This window comes from Rhodospirillales bacterium, assembly GCA_020638175.1.
In the GTDB taxonomy this organism is placed as follows: domain Bacteria; phylum Pseudomonadota; class Alphaproteobacteria; order Micavibrionales; family Micavibrionaceae; genus JACKJA01.
This window is the reverse complement of sequence record JACKJA010000002.1, coordinates 878097-895631: the sequence shown is the minus strand read 5'-3', so window position 1 is coordinate 895631 and position 17535 is coordinate 878097. Positions and strand designations below refer to the sequence as shown.

The 17535-nt window shown below is 53.8% G+C and carries 16 protein-coding genes; 8 read left to right on the top strand and 8 right to left on the bottom strand.

The features are described from left to right. Positions 1 to 30: 30 nt before the first annotated feature. The 8 genes from H6868_04275 (at position 31) to H6868_04240 (ending at position 6872) form a co-directional block, all read left to right on the top strand. Positions 31 to 891: a thioredoxin domain-containing protein gene (locus tag H6868_04275; GenBank protein MCB9988537.1), complete on the top strand. Its 861-nt coding sequence runs from the start codon at positions 31 to 33 to the stop codon at positions 889 to 891. Between the two features lie 93 nt (positions 892 to 984). Then, positions 985 to 2025 carry a hypothetical protein gene (locus H6868_04270; protein MCB9988536.1) on the top strand — a complete coding sequence of 347 codons (1041 nt, stop codon included), beginning with the start codon at positions 985 to 987 and terminating at the stop codon, positions 2023 to 2025. Continuing rightward, complete coding sequence (locus H6868_04265) at positions 2026 to 2430, top strand: lytic transglycosylase domain-containing protein (GenBank protein MCB9988535.1); 405 nt, start codon at positions 2026 to 2028, stop codon at positions 2428 to 2430. Between the two features lie 144 nt (positions 2431 to 2574). Continuing rightward, positions 2575 to 3075 carry a DotD/TraH family lipoprotein gene (locus H6868_04260; protein MCB9988534.1) on the top strand — a complete coding sequence of 167 codons (501 nt, stop codon included), beginning with the start codon at positions 2575 to 2577 and terminating at the stop codon, positions 3073 to 3075. 111 nt (positions 3076 to 3186) lie between these two features. Continuing rightward, positions 3187 to 3939 (top strand): type IV secretory system conjugative DNA transfer family protein, encoded by a 753-nt coding sequence (locus tag H6868_04255; GenBank protein ID MCB9988533.1) that lies wholly within the window; start codon positions 3187 to 3189, stop codon positions 3937 to 3939. Continuing rightward, complete coding sequence (tadA, locus tag H6868_04250; protein ID MCB9988532.1) at positions 3918 to 5075, top strand: Flp pilus assembly complex ATPase component TadA; 1158 nt, start codon at positions 3918 to 3920, stop codon at positions 5073 to 5075. The genes H6868_04255 and tadA overlap by 22 nt, the downstream gene beginning before the upstream one ends. Positions 5076 to 5162: 87 nt before the next feature. Then, positions 5163 to 5468 (top strand): type IV secretion protein IcmT, encoded by a 306-nt coding sequence (locus H6868_04245; protein MCB9988531.1) that lies wholly within the window; start codon positions 5163 to 5165, stop codon positions 5466 to 5468. Positions 5469 to 5609: 141 nt separating this feature from the next. Continuing rightward, entirely contained in the window at positions 5610 to 6872 is a 1263-nt protein-coding gene (locus H6868_04240; protein MCB9988530.1) for a TcpQ domain-containing protein, read from the top strand. A gap of 7 nt (positions 6873 to 6879) precedes the next feature. On the opposite strand, the gene H6868_04235 is transcribed toward H6868_04240, so the two are convergent. The 8 genes from H6868_04235 to H6868_04200 all read right to left on the bottom strand — a co-directional run bounded on the left by H6868_04235 (position 6880) and on the right by H6868_04200 (position 17511). Continuing rightward, the gene (locus H6868_04235) at positions 6880 to 7953 is read right to left on the bottom strand and encodes a hypothetical protein (GenBank protein MCB9988529.1); all 1074 of its coding nucleotides are present in this window, start codon (positions 7951 to 7953) and stop codon (positions 6880 to 6882) included. 29 nt (positions 7954 to 7982) lie between these two features. After that, a complete protein-coding gene (gene flgK, locus H6868_04230) occupies positions 7983 to 10349 on the bottom strand; it encodes a flagellar hook-associated protein FlgK (protein MCB9988528.1) in 2367 nt (788 codons plus the stop codon). A gap of 85 nt (positions 10350 to 10434) precedes the next feature. After that, positions 10435 to 11619 (bottom strand): hypothetical protein, encoded by a 1185-nt coding sequence (locus H6868_04225; protein ID MCB9988527.1) that lies wholly within the window; start codon positions 11617 to 11619, stop codon positions 10435 to 10437. 50 nt (positions 11620 to 11669) lie between these two features. Further along, positions 11670 to 12335 carry a hypothetical protein gene (locus tag H6868_04220; GenBank protein ID MCB9988526.1) on the bottom strand — a complete coding sequence of 222 codons (666 nt, stop codon included), beginning with the start codon at positions 12333 to 12335 and terminating at the stop codon, positions 11670 to 11672. After that, positions 12332 to 13666: a hypothetical protein gene (locus tag H6868_04215; GenBank protein ID MCB9988525.1), complete on the bottom strand. Its 1335-nt coding sequence runs from the start codon at positions 13664 to 13666 to the stop codon at positions 12332 to 12334. The genes H6868_04220 and H6868_04215 overlap by 4 nt, the downstream gene beginning before the upstream one ends. A gap of 14 nt (positions 13667 to 13680) precedes the next feature. Continuing rightward, positions 13681 to 15036, bottom strand: a complete 1356-nt coding sequence (locus tag H6868_04210; protein MCB9988524.1) for a hypothetical protein — start codon at positions 15034 to 15036, stop codon at positions 13681 to 13683. A 9-nt stretch (positions 15037 to 15045) separates the two neighbouring features. Next, complete coding sequence (locus H6868_04205; GenBank protein ID MCB9988523.1) at positions 15046 to 16329, bottom strand: hypothetical protein; 1284 nt, start codon at positions 16327 to 16329, stop codon at positions 15046 to 15048. Positions 16330 to 16380: 51 nt separating this feature from the next. Beyond that, positions 16381 to 17511 (bottom strand): hypothetical protein, encoded by a 1131-nt coding sequence (locus H6868_04200; protein ID MCB9988522.1) that lies wholly within the window; start codon positions 17509 to 17511, stop codon positions 16381 to 16383. Positions 17512 to 17535: the final 24 nt, after the last annotated feature.

Genomic DNA, 17535 nt, shown 5'->3' with positions numbered 1-17535 from the left:
AGACACGCGATCACTCAAGGAGCCTGACACATGACTTTTTTACGCTGCGCCATTTTGACGACAACGATCCTGTTTACCGGCCTGTGCACAGCGCCCCCGGTTATGGCCCAGACGACACCGCCGATGCCCGCCGTTTTACAAACCATGGCTTCCGAAGGCGCCCAGCTTCGCTATCTTGGGCGGGAACAAGGGCTGGATGGCTGGATTGCCATTAAAAACGGCGAGGAGCAATATTTCTACGTCACCGAAAACGGTGAAGCCCTCGTCATGGGGATTCTCTTTGATAAAAACGGCCAGATGGTAACCTTGAAACAGGTGCATGCCCTGCAGGAAAAAGAGGGCGCTGTCCTTGACTTGCTGGCCGAAGAAAAACCAGTCTCTCCCAGTGCCGCCGCCACAACGGAACCGGTCAACAAAGCCTTCAAATCCCCGGCTGAGCAATTATTCGACGATGTTCAAAACAGCAACTGGATCCCGCTGGGGAGCGAAGATGCCCCCGTCATTTACACCTTTATCGACCCGCAATGCCCGCATTGCAAAGCCTTCATCCAGGACTTGCGGCACAATTATATTGATAACGGCCTGCTCCAGATGCGGATTATCCCGGTTGGATTTAAGCCGGAAACCGAGGCTCAGGCTGCGTTTTTGCTCGCCATGCCCAACCCGCAACAGCGGTTTTTCCAGCATCTCGACGGCGTAGAGGATGCGCTGCCGGTTAGCGGCAATCTCAGCCGTCAGGGCGTCCAGCGCAATCTGGCGATCATGCAGTCATGGAAATTCAATGCGACGCCGATCAGCGTTTACCGGGCCGCCGACGGCACGATCAAGATCATCGAGGGACGGGCCAGCGACATCGCCACCATGATGGGCGACCTGTCACCGGCGCCCTAGATTTTCGGTTTCTCTTGTTAAGAAAACAAAAGATGTTGTAAACAGGAAACGGATTCAAACAAAAAGCATTCAATCAAACACGGCGCGCAGATCATGAACCAGACTTCCGAATTTTTACTGCAGTTTCTGGAGAAGCTGGGGGGGCCGTTGGCCTCGGCTGTTACGTCCGTGGTTGCCGGTGATTCCGACGATGTCGCCAGCCCGGAAGCCGCCCGGAAAGAAGCTGCGGAAATAGCAACGCTCCTGACAAAATCGGTAGAGCTCAGCGTCAATCTGGCGGCCAAGATGGACCTGAAGGACAACGAGGAAAATGCCGATGCCCTGCGGCTGGCGCTGGCGGCGATGGCCGCGCCGCTGATTGCCCACCAATACAGTATCAACGGCAAGATTCCGAGCGACGCCAAACTGCAAAGCCTAGCCAAAACGCTGGAAGCGACGTTGCTGTTTGCCGACAATTTCACCCCCGGCGCCGACATAACCATGCGGCTAGCGAATACCGAAGCCGGCAGCGCTCCGGCTGATGGCGATCAAATATCTATCCAGTATATCTGCGCCCTGACCCCCGTGGTGAACGTCGTTGAAACCTTTCCCTTTGGCCAGCCCGAGCAAAAGCTGGTGCAGGATATCGCCAGGCGTCTGGTTAAGCGGGCGACCGCCCTCCGCCAAACGATCGGCGAGACAATCCCGCTACAGGAACAAGATGCAAAAAAAATCGAATTGCGGCTGTTAAGAGCGCTGGTTGATTTGTACGTACAATGCCACCAAGCCGAAACGAATCGCCTGACCGGCATGAGCAACGAAGCGCGGGCGCAATCAGCCCCCTCACAAGACGGCGGATTGTCTATGGATCCGGTCTGGAGCGCCTTTGAAACACGGGCAAAAATGATGGAAGTCCTGGCCGGGAGCCTGTCCGGCACCCCGGCGACAACGACAAATGCAGCCCCGGCACCGCAAGCCCCCGTGGAACCACCTCCGGCTCCGGCTCAGGCAACGCCGCCTGCTCCGGCACAAGTTTCTTCGCCTCCCCCGCCGGCGCCCGAATCACCCCCGGCAGATGACAATGCGTCCTATAATCCTATGTCATTCTTCAAGCCCGGCGCCAAACCGGCCCCGGACAATCAGGAGGCGGAATAAATGGGAAAAGTCATTGCGGCCTGTTTGCTGCTGGCATCACAGACATATTCCATCCCCCCGGCAGTCCTTTTGGGGATTTACCAGGTCGAGGGCGGCCGGGTCGGGCAGGAAGTCGGCCCGAACGAAAACGGTACATACGACCTCGGCCCCATGCAAATCAACACATTGTGGCTACCCGAACTGGCCGATGAATGGGGGGTCAGCGTTGATACGGCTCATCGCTGGGTGCGTGATGATCCCTGTACCAATGTCGGGGTTTCCGCATGGATTTTACGGCGGCACCTGAATGAAACCGGCGATTTGTCGCAGGCAATCGCCCATTATCATTCGCGGACGGCGCGCTATGGCAAACCGTACCGGGGCAAGGTCGTCGCTTCGATGGAACAGCATGGCTTGCTGGAATAGAATGCAAGGCCGGGATAAACTGGTGATATTTTCACCATAATGCGATTGATCTCTTGTCCTGCGCTTTTTGACAAGATAGGTTTGGTGGTGGTTTTACAATAAAAGGCATGCCACGTAATCGAAGAATTTTGGGATAGAGTAACGATGATACGCTATATGCAACTTTTGTCTCTGGTTTCAGCCGTTGTTTTTGTGACGGCCTGTACACCGTGGAAAAAAGTTGAACCGCCTCAGCTTGTCGCCTCACCGGACAAGGTTTCCATGATGCTGGCCGAGGCCGCCGACAGAACTTCCGTCGCCCTGGAAACGCTGGCCGCGGTTGAGCAAGCCCGTTCCCCCGGCATTTCCGCGCCGCCGGCGGAAGACGTACCCGTCGAGTTGCGCCGGGCGATTACCGTTAACTGGGTAGGGCCGGTTGAGCCGATTTCCAAAACCCTGTCTGACCGCGCCGGTTATACGTTCCAGGTTCTGGGCAACCCGCCGCCTGTCGCCGTCATCGTCAGTGTTGATGTCGAAAACAAACCGATTATAGATGTCCTGCGCAGCATCGGTCTTCAACTGGGGATGCGGGCCGATGTCCGGGTGGATGCCAGCCGGAAAACGGTCGAACTGCATTACGCACCGAATACCGGCGTAGGAGGATAGTCCCCGATGTTCAGGTTTACCGGACATATCTCTCTTCTGGCTCTCTTGTCGCTTGCCGTGACGATTACTTTCGCGGCACAAACCGCCCGCGCCAGCAGCGATATTGTGTCCATGGAGCAAACACCGCCGCAACAGCGGGAAGAACTTGAAAACATCCCGAAAATGGACGTTATGGATGAAGATGCCTCGGCGCTTCCCTTTGATATCCGGAACGATGCCATGAAGGAAGCGGCCCTGTCTTTCGGCGCGCGTGGCGGGCTGGCATGGCAGACCTTTATGATCCGCCAGCAGTTGGATCAACGAGCCAGCTATATGGACCGGATTTACGATTTCCGCACGCTTTTGATCCCGGCGCCGTCCGGCCTTCTGATCGAGCCGCCGGTCATTTCCGAGGAAATCAACGCTATGCTCATCAACACCAGCGGCTCGGAAGCCGCCGTGTCAGACCGGATATACAACATTAACAAAAACGCCCGGATCGTCAGCACGGCCCGTTCCTGGCGCAATTATCTGGAGCGGACATGGGGAACCGTTGCCCCGCCGCCCGATATTCTACGCCCGAATGACGAAGAAGAAAGAGCGCGCTGGGTCGAATGGATCCGTCAGGGCTGGGAAGAAGGCGTCACCCAAGCCGACCAGATCTTTGAACAGGATTTGAACCAGCTGGCCACCGATTATCAGGGCATGGTTCGTTATCGTGTTTTGCTGGCGCAGGGAATGGTTTCTCCGCCTTATACCCTGCAGACGGACCGGGGCGTCACGGGCGGCGGCACTCAGATGCGTGTCGGGGACAGAGCGGTTCAAATCACAGGTATGCCTTCACTCATGTCAGGTTCGGATACATGGCAGCCCGCAAACCGATAACCCTTATCAAAGCCAAGGATACCAAGGGGCGCACCTGGCCGGATGAACCGGGGCGCTTCCGGGAAGAGCATGTCGACAATTATATTTTATGGGCCGTAAAACAAAACGCCTCGGATATCACCTTCCAGTCCGACCGGCCGGCTTACAGCGAAATCGACGGCGTGCTTTATCCCGGCACGTTCCGGCCACTGGATTCCGCCGACATGGCTGTTTTCCTCCACCGCATATACGGCCCCGAAGCTCTGGCGCGGCTGGCCGGGGGGCATGATCTGGACCTGTCCTATGAAATTCGGCCCGACCGCTATACGCGGATTCGCTTCCGGGTCAACATCACAGCCATTCTTTCCCGCGGGCGGGATGCCGCGCAGATCACCATGCGGGTTTTGCCCAACGAACCGCCGACCATGGACGATTTGAACATCGAACAGGTCATCAAGGATAACTGGGCGCCCCGTCAGGGTATGGTGGTCATTACGGGACCGACGGGTTCCGGGAAAACGACGCTGCTGGCGGCGGGCAACCGGATGCTTCTGGAACGGCCTCACGGGTGCGGCAAAATGCTGACCTATGAAGCGCCGATCGAATATGTTTATGACATGATTAAAAGTCCCCGTTCGCTGGTGGCCCAGACTGAAATCCCGCGGCACCTGCCGGATTTTGCTCATGGCGTGCGCAACGCCCTGCGCCGGAAACCGGAAATTATTCTGGTCGGGGAAGCCCGTGACCGCGAAACGATATCGGCGGCGATCGAGGCCGCGCAGACAGGCCACGCCGTCTACACGACGACCCACACAACGGGCGTATCGGCAACCGTGCAACGGATGGTTTCAGCGTTCGAGCCTAATGAGCGCTCCGAGCGGGCCTATGCCCTGATGGAAACCCTGCGTCTGGTCGTCACACAGGCGCTGGTTCCTAAAAAGGCCGGGGGACGGATGGGTATCCGCGAATATATGCTGTTTACGGACGAGGTGCGGGAAAAACTTCTCGATATGGATTTCCGTGAATGGCCCGCCCACATCCAGAGAATCATCCCCCAATACGGCCAAACCATGGCAGAATCAGCCCGGCTGGCTTTCGAGGATGATGTTATCGAACGGCGCTGGTATCTTCTGCTTGCTTCCGGATCGGAATATTAAACGGCGCATTTTAAACGTTTTTTTATCTTTGTTCGCCATCCTAAAACTTGGTAGATTGAGTAAGAAACAGGCAACAGGATACATTTCATGGCAACAGCAGCAGAAAGAGAAACCGCTGAAGAACAGACCCACTGGCACTGGCGGAACAGCATGCGGCCTGCCCGTTTTTTTGCACTTGATGCCCGCGCCGTTATTCCCTGGTTTGTTCTTCTGGTTTATGCGCGGCCTATCACTCTCTTTGTGACCTTCATATCGACCGTTGTCTTTTATATACTCGAACGCAAAGGATTGACGTTCCCTTCGGCGATTCGATCCCTGCGTGTATGGCTTCTGGGGCATAAACGTCCCGGGCTTGTAGCCTATCGCCGGCACAGAATGAATGATTTCGGTTAATTCTCTGGTGATTTATCTGCCTTGCCACTTGTCATTTGCACGTAATATCTTTATTTTACCGGCTAGTTCATTGAAATTAACTGGCAACCCATGCGAAACACACGGCAGATATTAACGCTCTGCTCCACAGAGGCTTCGGGAATGACACTGAATACAAAACAATCGGCTTTTTTCTCTCACCGTATCGGCGCAGCAGCGGTTTCCCGGTATGCCCTTGTCACATTTTCCGTGTTGGCCTTCATCGCGCCGCAAGCCGCTCAGGCCGGATTTGAATGGAAACCGGCCGATCATCGCGGTCAGCCCCCGGCAGCCCAAGCTTTAGTACCGCTACCGCCGGAGCCGGTTATGGAAGCGCCTCTTGACGATGGCGCGCCCGACATCGAACATATTATGATTGCCCCCGTCCCCCTGCAGCAAAGCCCGCAAATCGCGCCTGTAGCACCGGTTTCGATGGAGCCGATCATGCCCGCGCCGATGGAGGATGCGATGCCTGCGTCCGCGTCTACAAAGGATGTGGTTGTCGGTTTCGGCAATGATATGCCCCTGATTTTGGCTATGCGCCAGATTGTTCCCGACAACTATGCCTATTCCTTTGCGCCGCAAATCAATCAGGCTGTCCGGGTTAACTGGAACGGCGGGCAGCCTTGGGATGTTGTCCTGGCCGAAGCTGTTGCGCCTTATAATCTGGACGTGGACGTCATCGACCAGACCGTTGTTATCGGTCCGAAGAAGCCGCAGGCCTATCCGGCAGCCCTGCCGCAGACCGCTCAGCAACCGGTGCCGATGGCCCAGCCGGTTCAGCCCATGGCCATGGCGCATCCCGCCCTGCAGGCCGACCCCCGGAATGCCCCGCCCGAAAATCCGCCGCGCCGCAAAAAACCGGCTCTGCCGATGAAAGCATCCGCAGCTTCTGCCGCGCCGCAGCCCTTACTGGACACACCGGTTCCCTATACAGAGCCGGAAGTCATCGCGCCGCAGGCTGACGATGCCGCGCCGCTGCGGACAGAATCAATGATGAGTGTTGCTGAAATCAATATGAATGAAGCCGACATTTACGAGCCTATGGACGTCACCATGCCGGCACAGGATTACGTTGCGCCGCAACAGGATATGCCTGCTCCGGTGCCGTCGGCGTCCGATTACACATGGCAAGCGACAAAGGATGCCAGCTTGCGCCAGATTCTGACCAACTGGTCGAACATTGTCGGCGCGCAGATTATCTGGAACGCGCCGCGCGATTATTACCTGCCTGAAAACATGGAAATCAACGGTGATTTTGTTGATGCCGTGCAGAAAGCCCTGACAGCTTTCGGACAGGCCGGTGCCCGCCCGGTTGGCAGCCTTTATCCCAATGCGCCCAGCGGGCCGCTGGTTCTGGTGATAAGCGAATCCGCGCCGCTCTAGCTTTATTCTATATATAATTGACCAGGCTAAGCTGGCTGACGGATGCCGTGACCCGGTATGATGCTTCCAGTTGCAGTTGTAACATGTTCAGATTGACAGCTGTCTCGTTCAGGTCGATATCTTCCGCCTGACTAATCACATCGAGTTGCAAATTTTGCTCGATCTCATGATTTTGCATGATCTGGGTCATTTGTGCCTGTGTCTGGCTCAGGTTAAACCGGTCGAGATCAAGATTATCAATCGCATCGCTCAACATACGGGCCAGATCATTGAAAACCTGATAGAAATTGGTGTTTTGCTCGCTCTGGTCGGCGCCCGGCGCCGTTACCAGCGTGGCCGGATCATCGGCTTCCCTTGTGACTTCTTCCAGCGTTCCGGTCAGGTTTTTAATCATGCTGACGGCAACCATGATATCGCGGAAACCGTCGCTATTGGCTAAAACCGTGTAATCCAGTTCGGCGCTTTCATCGACGCGGACAAAGACATTGCGGACATTGCCGCTGCTTAATTCCGCGGAATAACCGACAACCGTGTCGTTTAGCTGCGCCGTGTCCCGATAGCTGTCGACCAGTTGATCGCTGTCAATCGTCGTCGCCAGCCAGTCACTAATCCGGGTTACCTGATATGTATCCAGAGAGCCGGTGTCGCTGATCGGCTGGGCCTGCGTTTCTGCGCCGCCAAACAAATAACGGTCACCGTCTTTCTGGTTATAAAGCGTGTAGAGGAATTTCTGCACATTCGTTGCCAGATCGTTGATCGTATCCAGCTCGATCTCACCTTGCTGGGTCTGGATTTCCAGCGCGTTCAGCACGTTGGTCGCCTGTTGCTGGGCGCTTTCCAGTGTATTGCCCATCAGCTTTATGCGTCGGTCGGCTACCGTGATATTGTTAATATAGGTATCGAGTGATTTATAATCTGCCCGCGCCCGTTCGGAAGACAAAACATCGTTTTCCAGGCCCTTGAACAGCCGTGTCTTTTTCCCGGATGATATCTGGTATTGCAACGTCGCCAGCTGCGTTTGCATGATTTTCAGCCGTTCGATCTGGTCCAGAGATTGTCTTGTCGTTGAAATGGATGCCATAACTTAAATCCTTATATTCATTTTTTCATCTAAACCGCGTTCAGCAATTCCCGAAACATTTCGTCGATTGCCGTGATTGTCCGGGCCGAAGCAGCGAATGCCGTCTGCACGACAATCAAATTGGCCAGCTCTTCCTCGATATTCACGCCGGATTCGTCCAGAAGACGGCCCTGTAAAAGATCCTGGAATGTTTTTTCATCCGTCATCCGCGCCTCGGTAATCAGGATTTCTTCGGCCTGCCGGTTCACCAGTTTCTGGGAGTAGTCGATCAGGGTCGACGAGCTGATCGTGCCGGTATCTATGTTTACCCCCGGCCCCAGATTTGCCGAACGAAACGGCGCGCTGGCGCCATAGAGCACATCCGTGATCGGATTGTTGCTGCCGAACAGCGATTCCAGAACCGTGGCATTCAGGGCCACGCCGCTGCCGCCTGTGCCGTCCGACACAAACGGCCCGCCGATGATTTTGATATCACCGCCGAAAACCGGCCCGGCATTGCTGTCATCATTACCGGGGCGCAGCGTCAAAACGCCGGTCGCCACGTCCATATCGACATAAAGCCCCGGAACGCCGGTCTGGGTTCCTACATCATATTCCAGCTTGTCGAGCAATTCTGTTTCGGTATCGCCCGGCTCGATCGTCACGCGCACCGGGGGCGCATTGCCCACCTGTACATCGAAATAGGGATCGACGGTCTGGTAAGTTCCTTCGGTCAGGCCCAGAAAATCAAGGCCGTCCTGCCCCATGCTGGTGACTGTCGACGATGCATCCAGCGTCACATTCCCGCGCGTTTCGATAATCAACTGGCCGTAAGGGCTGCGGCTGGCGACCGCCGCGAATCCGGGGTCGACCGGCAAGGCGGCGATCTCGTTATTGATTTCGGCAATAATCTGGTCCAGCGCGTCATTCACGCCCGGCCCCAGCGGTATGGCCGCCGCATCGTTCAGGTTGATCGTAATCGTTTCCGGCCCCAGCCCCAGACGCGGCTCTTCAAAGATAATCTGGAACTCGTCCGTCCATGGCGGGATAGAGGGCGGCGGCACGGCAAAGACATCGCCACCGGCGGCCAGCAAAGCGTTCACATCCGTATAGGACGAGAGATTCGTCGTGCCGGTGATCTGGTTTTCCGAATACAGGCCCAGCCATTCCTGCATGGTGACCGCGCCGCTGCCGTTGGCGCGCACATCGACCGTCCCGACGGCTTCCTGATATTCGACCTCGCCGAATACATATTCCACGACGCGGCGCACGACTTCGTTTGATCCGCTTTGGACAGGCAAATCGTTGGCGGCGGTGCCAGTCTGGACCAACGTACTGTCGGCCAGAATCTGGCTGTTGACCTGAATCTCGGTTGAAAATCCGACATAATCAACGGGAGTTAACGGACCGGGCGGATCGGGAACGGGGGCCGTGTCTGCTGGAATTTGTCCCGATGCATCGGTAAACAACTGCAATCCCTGCGCGTCGAACCGCAGGGCCATTTTATGCGCCAGCTCATCGAGCATGGCCATTTGTTCAGGTAAAATCTCGTCACGCAATTCAAACAAAGCGCCCAGATGACCGTTCAGTCCGGTTTCTGTAATCTCGATCGCCGTCGGGGTCGCCGGATCACCGACATACAGACCATAAGCCGACGCCGGGTAATAGCTTTGCGGGCCGATATTGCTGTTTTGAAAATACAGCGTTTCCGCCCGTTCATCGGCCAGTTGCACGCCCTGCCCGGTCTGCACGACCAAGACACCGTCACCGCGCACGAAAAAGCTGATTTCAATTTCTTCGGATAGCTGCCGGATCAATTCGTCCCGCTGGTCTTCCAGCGCGGCCGACGTTTTCCCGATATTGATGTTGGATTTAATCTGTTTGTTGAGTTCGGCAATCTGGGACAGGAGATTATTTACATTCTGGACGGATAAATCGATATCATCCTGCGCATCGTTGCGCATTTCCGTCAGAAGACCGGCAAAATCATTGATCTTGTTGGCGATGACAACGCCCTGATCCACCACGGAGCGCTGCAGGTAATGATCCTCCGGGCTATCGGCCAGTGCGGAAAATTTATCCCTAAGCTCGGCAATTTCTGCAGCGATCGAGATTTCCAGATCCGGAGCGCCGTGGAATTCCTGGATCCGGTTCAGGTATGTGGCCTTTGTATCCAGATTGCTGACTGTGCTGACCTGCGTCCAGAAATCGCGCTCCAGATTAAGATCAACGTTACGAATGATCGCATCGCCGCGCACGCCCAGCGCTTCCCCGCCAACAGCAATCGTCGATTGCGGTAAAATTTTCCGGGTATAGCCATCCGTCCCGACATTCGAGATGTTGGTTGATATCACGCTAAGCTGTTGCTGGGCCACACGCAGACCCGACAAAGCTGAATCCAGACCGCTTAAAGCCATGTCTATTCCTTTTGCACGGTTAACAGGTCAATTTCTTTTCCTGAATATCTCTATGCAAAAGGAATGCCAGATCGGGAATAAAGGGTTAATCGTCGGCGATATCACGCGCCAGACCGCGGAACATTTCGTTGTTTACGTCTTGCTGCAACTCGCGCAATTTCAGTTCCAGCATAAGGGAAATCATCATTTCGCGGCGCAGCGACGATTCAAAGCGATCACGGTCTTGCATCATCTTCAGCGCCTTGATTGATGCCCCGATACGCTTCACATTGGCCGGCGTGGTATACAAGTTGGTATAGAAATTAGGGTTTTGATACATTTTCTTGGTCAGCATCTCCATCTGGGCGTAATAGCTGGGATTTTCACCCAAGATCGGATCTATTTGCGCCAAAGGCACGCCGAGTTCTTCCATGATCTTTTTGATGAAGTCTTTGACTTCCGGATCGCCTTCCGCCCGCATGCCGACCTGATGGGCGAAACTGTTCCGGGCTACGCTTCGAATGGCATGGACGGAGCGCGTATCCATAAGCTCATCCTTGGTTTCTTCCTTCTTCAGAAGCTCGCGCGCAAAAGGATCAAACCCGCGATGAGAGAACAAATTATAAGACAGAGCCATAATATCTTCTTCGTCCGGCGTGACCGCCGCATCGGTCAGATCAAACTTGAGCGTATATGTATTGTCCAGAGTTCGTGTGAAATCGACATCCTTGTTAACCCGTTCCTCCGGACCGCTGGAACCACCGCACAACAAGTCGAGTTGTTCATGGTCGTCTTTGATATCGCAGTAGGTCGTTTTGAATTTCTCAAGACGCATATTCAGGTCAAGCGCTTCCCCGGCCATCCCCACCGAGTTACGAGTCATGAATTCGCGGTCTTCCAGCGCCCGGTTAAGGATAAACGCATTCGTTTCGCTCCGGCGCTCAGACGCTGCCAGCGAGCGCATATTCGTTCCGAAACGGCACATCTGAATGTCGGAATGATAATCTTTATGGGCCTCTGCCACTAGTTGCTGGAACAGCCGCTCTGTTTCCAGCTGATGCTTGGCATCAAAGAACATACCGACCGCCAGCGTTTGATGCATCATGACTGCCGTAAACTGTTCGGTCATCCGCATCAGGGCTTTGATATAGTTCTCCTTTAACAGATGAAGAACATGGTTATAGTGGCCCGCATCAACCAGCGCCACGCCTATACCGCCCGGCAAAGCCTTCGCCGGCTGCGATCCCAAAAGACAAAGCAGCCCCAATGTCAAAACGGCGATTCTTGCCATCTTTGATACCGACAACCATTGTTTTCTTTGTCCTGATTTATGCCGGGAAATCATTGGCGTGCCTCCCGTCTTTTTATAACTTCGTCAATATACGGCTGTAAATCCTCTGAAATTTTGTCGCGAACCAGACAATTTATCTCTCCGTCCCGGCCCTGCATATAGCCGGCGGACACGCCAATCACCGCCGCGCGTATAGCATTATTCTGCTGGCCCAACGTCATAACCATCTCGTTCAATTCTTTTTGTTTTTCGGCTGTTCTCTTGCTGCGCGGCGCTTTCTCGACCGCCGTTTTCCCGGTTTCCATGGCTTTTTTCTGCAACAAGGCCGTGTGAGACGAGAGCAAACGCACATGCTCCTTCAACGGGCCGCTTCCTTCCGCCATTTTTTGTATGGCTTCGCCCAAGGCCGCTTCCGGATCGGGTTCATCACAAAATTTATCATAGTGGACATCCATCCGGCTCAGACTGCCGCGCGTATTGCGGACGCCCTGCAGATCCTTTTTGATGTCCCGGATGATGCCGGCATCCGGCGCCCCGCCCAAGGCGCGCATTGCCTTGTCCGTGGCATTGACGGTTGCCGTCATTTGTTCTGACAGCTCTTTCAGATCGGATAATCTTTGTTTGTAGGTCTCCGCCGCCTGTGCCGGCGTGAAAACCACAAAGACGCCCAGCAAAGCCAGCATACAGAAAACAACGGGTTTAGAGGATATCATCATCGCGCCGACTCCTCCGGTTTCATTTTCTTCATAAGGTTTTGAACAGCTTCCTGTTTTTTGATTAGCCGCAATTCAAGAAGCACAGACATAAGCGCTTCGCTGCGGACATAACTGTTATAGATATCGCGGTCAAGCATCAAGCCGATAGCCTGCATCGCCACGATTTTTCGCCGGACATTCACCGGCTTGTCGTACAGATTGACGTAAAAATCCGGGCTTTGATAAATTTTCTTAGCCAATATCTCAAGCTGGGCCAGATAGCTTGGCCGTTTACCCAAAATTTCTTTGGCCTCCGCCGGACTCATCCCCAGGTCAATCAGAATAACCTGCATAAACTCAGCGGTATCCTCTGATATATCCGTGCCGGAAGTTTTCATGGCGGCAATGGCATTAAATGAATTTTCCACCACGCTGCGCTTGGCCATAACAGAGCGCAAATCCAGATATCTTTGCTGCGTTTCATAAACGGTCAGGACATTTTTGCTCAGACGCGGGAACACATCGTGGCTGTACAGATTGCTGGCCAAGGCGAAAACAGCGCGCTCGTCCTCGGTCAGCGTCCCATCGGACAAATCCATATCCAGCGTTCTCGTCTGGGCAATAAAGCGGGTAAAATCAATATCGCGGTTGATTGTCGCGGCGCCCGGCGCCGGGTTGCAAATCAGCGTAAATCCGGTATCCGCCCCCAACCGGTTATTATCATTCACGTCACAAAAATACTCTTTGAACTGCTCCAGACGCCCTTCACGGTCTTCCTTGGGGCCGACCCCCGCGTTCACGTTCACGTTCCCGGATTGACGGTCCTGCGATCTCTGGCTCAGGGCAAAGGCCGTCAAATCGGCATTGCGGTCAGCCGCCGCGAGCGAGCGGACATTGGTTCCGAACTTACACATGCCCATACTGGGGTGATAATCCTTATGAGCCTGTGTCACCAAATCCTGAAAAATCAACTGGGTTTCCAGCTGGTGTTTGGCATCCAACAGCATGCCTATGCCCAGAATCTGGTGCATGCCGACCGCCGTTAACTGCTCGGTCATCCGCATCATCGCCGGCAGGATATGTTGTTCCAGCAAAACATCGTCCAGCCATTCTTGATGCCTCAGCATTTCAATATCAAAGTGCAGGCGGGTTGTCCCGTGTTCGGGCGAGATAACGGTCGTTCGCAAAATGTCATGAGGAATCGCAACACACGTACAATCCGGACAGATAAGGCAACAGGCAAACGAATCCGTCGGCACAAGCCACGCCGTCAATAAAACAGCAACGGCCAGCCAGGAGCATAGTTTTCTCCTGATCCGCTGTCTTATTGTCTGTTGCGTATTGCTGCTCATCCCTTTATTACCCATCAATTTTCTTTATTGCGGTCGCTGATATTGGCGATCCTGTTTTTAATCGTATCCTGATATTTGGTCAGTTCCATCTCGAGCAAGACAGCCATCATCGCTTCGGAACGCAGTTCGCTGTTATAAAGATCGCGGTCCAGCATCAGGTTAATGGCCTGCATCGAGACATCCTTACGCAGGACGTTTGTCGGCTTGTCGTACAGATTCGTGTAAAACTCGGGATCCTGATACAGTTTTTGGGCCAGCAGTTCTATCTGGGCATAATAGCTGGGCCGTTTTCCGATCATCACTTCCGCTTCGCCCGCTGTAATGCCTTGCAGTTGTTCCATGATTTCATACATGTACTGGGCTGTGTCTTCAGACCCTAGCGTTCCACGCGCTTTCATCCCGACGATGGCATTAAATGAGTTTTCCGCAACACTGCGCTTGGCCGTAATCGCCCGCACATCCATATAAACAGGCTGGTTTTCGTATACCCCCAAGGCATCCCGGCTTATGCGGCTAAAAACATCGTGACCGTACAGATTGCTACCCAGTGCGAAAACATCACGCTCATCATCGGTCAGTACATTATCTGAAAAATCAATTTCGAGGGTGCGGGGATATCCGACCGTGCGAGCATAGTTCACATCCTTATTAACGGACTTCGCCGGAGCGCTGGCCGTACAAAGCCTTAACAGGCCACCATCGTCATCTTTGACATCACAATAATGGGCTATGAACTGCTCCAGACGGCCTTTACGATCCTGAATGGGGCCAACGGCTGCGCCCACATCAGCGTTCCCCAAATGGCGATCCAGCGCCCGCTGGCTCAAGACATGAGTCGTCAGCTCCGCGTTGCGGTCAGCCGCCGCGATCGACCGGACATTGGTGCCAATAACGCACATCCCCATGCTGGAGTGGTAATCCTTGTGTGCCTGAGAAACCAAATCCTGAAAAATCAACTGGGTTTCCAGTTGATGCTTGGCATCCAGAAACATACCCACAGCCAGCATCTGGTGCATAGCCACCGCAGTCATTTGTTCTGTCATGCGCATCAAGGCAATCAAAACATACTCTCTAAAGAAATCATCCATCAGCCATATCTGATGCTTCTGAAATTCCTTGGTCACATGGTGACGTGTTTTTTCGTGCTGTTTACTAATGGAATTCGCAGCGCCGACCGCTGGTCCCCTGGGACCAGACGCCCCGCGGGCGCCCGGCGGCGTTCCCCTTGTTGCCTCATGCGCCGCATCAATGCAGCCACAACAAGCCCAAGCCGTAGAAGCCGGTATCACAACCACGACAAAAACCAGCACAGCAAAGACCAGAGCGGTCTTTTGAAAGCCGGATTGGAATGTGGTTTTGTTCCGTTTCATATAGTTCCGTTACTCCCGTTTGCCGGCGTTGTTAGATTCACCGATTGTATTTTGTACTTTTTCCTGCAGTTTAGACAGTTCGACCTCGACCAGAACCGATAACATGGATTCAGTCCGCAGGTAGCTCTGGAGCGTATCGAAGTCCTGCATCAACCCTATCGCCTGCATAGCGGCATATTTCCGGTCAATGTTGGTCGGCGTGTCATACAGGTTGGTATAGAAATCCGGTTCCTGATATATCTTCCGGGTTAATACTTCCATCTGGGCGTAATAGCTGGGCCGGACATTGCCGCCCGCATCATGCCCTAATATCTCGATCGCTTCGGGACGCGCAATGTCAAACTGCTCCAGCGCACGAACCATGTATTCACCCACAACATCCTTGGAATCAAGATGTCCTATGGCTTTCATCCCCACGATAGAGTTAAAAGCATGCTCGGCAACACTGCGCTTGGCGATAACGGAACGCATATCAAGCAAGAATTGCTGTTTATCCGGATCCTGAAGGGCTACTTCCGGGAAACGGGTGGGCACACGGCTTGCATAAAGATTACTGGCCAACGCAAAAATGTCTTGCTCATCATCGGTTAACACATTATCTGAAAAATCAATATCCAGAGTCCATACACTGTCTACCGTCTGGCCGTAGCTGACATCCTTGTTCCTTGTTTTTTCTGGCGCACTGACCGGACATATTTCGATGAAGTTTTCGTCGTTATCCTTGGAATGGCAATAACGTGTTAAAAACTGCTCATAGCGCCCCTCAATATCCTCTTTAACGCCTTCGGAGGCATTGCTGTTTGCCGCCCCCATTTGCCGGTCCTGTGATCGCTGACTTAAAACATGAGCCGTCAGCTCCGCCCGCCGCTCCGTATGCGCCAAGGAGCCCATGTTCGTTCCAATTACACACATATCGAAACTAGACTGATAGTCTTTGTGGGCTTCAGCCACTTTTTGCTGAAACAGCCTTTCCGCTTCCAGTTGCTGCTTGGCATCGAGGAACATGCCGACAGCCAGAACCTGATGCATGGCCACAGCCGTCAGCTGTTCCGTCATCCGCATCATCGCCGGTAACAGATATTCAAGGAAGACAACATCCAAAAGCCACAGTCTATGATCTCGAAATTCGCGGGTAATCAGCTCACGCAAATCGGCATGCTCGGTATGCACCAGATCCGTCGTTTTCGGCATATTGTTCGCGGCGGGAACACAGGCGCAGAAAACACAAGCCTGCGCCGGCTGCGGCGCAAAAAACAGCCAGACAGCCATCAAGGTCGTCAAAAACCTTGCCATTACGCCCCTTCCGGACATCTTTTGTAATTCACAGTCCTTTACATTCATCCGTTACTGCCTTTTACCCGCCGTGCCCAGTGTACCAATGTTGTTCTGTACTTTCGTCTGGCGCTCATCGATCTCCAGCTCTAACACCTGCGACAACAACATCTCGTTACGCAAGTGGCTTTTGAACAAATCCATATCCTGCATTAACCCTATAGCGCGCAAGGATGCGCCGATACGATCGACATTGGCCGGTTTGTCGTACAAATTGGTGTAAAATTCGGGATCTTGATAGATTTTCTTGGTCAGCAATTCCATAATTGCCTGATAGCTTGGATATTCGCCCAACATTTCCTCTGCCTCGCCATCCGACACGCCCAAATGACGCAGGATAACCCTGACAAACTCTGATGTTTGCCCTGTTTTAGCGCCCTCAGTTCTCATCCCTACGATGGCATCAAACGAGTTAAGCGCCACACTGCGCTTGGCGACAACAGCCCTCATATCCAGATAGAGTGGCTGATTCTTCTCATAGCTCAGGAAATCCGGCGGAATCGGCTCAAAAACCTCGTGACCGTACAAGTTGCTGGCCAAAGCGACAATATCCTGTTCATCCGACGTCAGCCCCGCATCGGAAAAGTCCGCTTTCAACGTCAACGTACGGTCAACCACCCGCGTATAGTCGATATCCCGATTGATCGTTGCCGGCGGCGAAGCCAGACAAAAATCGACAAACTGCTCATGATCGTCTTTTTTATCACAATAACGCTGACGGAATTGCGCCAGTCGCGCACTCCGGTCCTGTGACGGCCCGGCATTACTTGATGCCGTCCGGTTTAACAGCTGGCGATTGACCAAATGTTCGCTAAGCGCGTAGGCATTATATTCGGCATTTCTTTGGCTGGCAGCCACGCTCCGCACAGTGGTCCCAAATGAACACATTTGCATACTGGAATGATAATCCTTATGCGCCTCGGCTACTTTCACCTGAAACAGCCTTTGTGCCTCCAGTTGCTGTTTGGCATCAAGAAACATCCCAATCCCCAGAACCTGATGCATGGCCACAGCCGTCAGCTGTTCCGTCATCCGCATCATCGCCGGCAAGATCTCCCCCAGAAAATAATGACGGATGATAAAATCCTCACGGTGACGTATAAACTCATTGGTCACATGAAGCCTTGTTGTGTCATGTTCCATAACCACGTGGGCGCGGGTCAGGGC

Bases quoted from the DNA above. Each gene is read 5' to 3' on its own strand.
- H6868_04275 (MCB9988537.1), top strand. From the start codon at position 31: ATGACTTTTTTACGCTGCGCCATTTTGACGACAACGATCCTGTTTACC.
- H6868_04270 (MCB9988536.1), top strand. From the start codon at position 985: ATGAACCAGACTTCCGAATTTTTACTGCAGTTTCTGGAGAAGCTGGGG.
- H6868_04265 (MCB9988535.1), top strand. From the start codon at position 2,026: ATGGGAAAAGTCATTGCGGCCTGTTTGCTGCTGGCATCACAGACATAT.
- H6868_04260 (MCB9988534.1), top strand. From the start codon at position 2,575: ATGATACGCTATATGCAACTTTTGTCTCTGGTTTCAGCCGTTGTTTTT.
- H6868_04255 (MCB9988533.1), top strand. From the start codon at position 3,187: ATGGAGCAAACACCGCCGCAACAGCGGGAAGAACTTGAAAACATCCCG.
- tadA (MCB9988532.1), top strand. From the start codon at position 3,918: ATGGCAGCCCGCAAACCGATAACCCTTATCAAAGCCAAGGATACCAAG.
- H6868_04245 (MCB9988531.1), top strand. From the start codon at position 5,163: ATGGCAACAGCAGCAGAAAGAGAAACCGCTGAAGAACAGACCCACTGG.
- H6868_04240 (MCB9988530.1), top strand. From the start codon at position 5,610: ATGACACTGAATACAAAACAATCGGCTTTTTTCTCTCACCGTATCGGC.
- H6868_04235 (MCB9988529.1), bottom strand. From the start codon at position 7,953: ATGGCATCCATTTCAACGACAAGACAATCTCTGGACCAGATCGAACGG.
- flgK (MCB9988528.1), bottom strand. From the start codon at position 10,349: ATGGCTTTAAGCGGTCTGGATTCAGCTTTGTCGGGTCTGCGTGTGGCC.
- H6868_04225 (MCB9988527.1), bottom strand. From the start codon at position 11,619: ATGGCAAGAATCGCCGTTTTGACATTGGGGCTGCTTTGTCTTTTGGGA.
- H6868_04220 (MCB9988526.1), bottom strand. From the start codon at position 12,335: ATGATGATATCCTCTAAACCCGTTGTTTTCTGTATGCTGGCTTTGCTG.
- H6868_04215 (MCB9988525.1), bottom strand. From the start codon at position 13,666: ATGAGCAGCAATACGCAACAGACAATAAGACAGCGGATCAGGAGAAAA.
- H6868_04210 (MCB9988524.1), bottom strand. From the start codon at position 15,036: ATGAAACGGAACAAAACCACATTCCAATCCGGCTTTCAAAAGACCGCT.
- H6868_04205 (MCB9988523.1), bottom strand. From the start codon at position 16,329: ATGGCAAGGTTTTTGACGACCTTGATGGCTGTCTGGCTGTTTTTTGCG.
- H6868_04200 (MCB9988522.1), bottom strand. From the start codon at position 17,511: ATGGAACATGACACAACAAGGCTTCATGTGACCAATGAGTTTATACGT.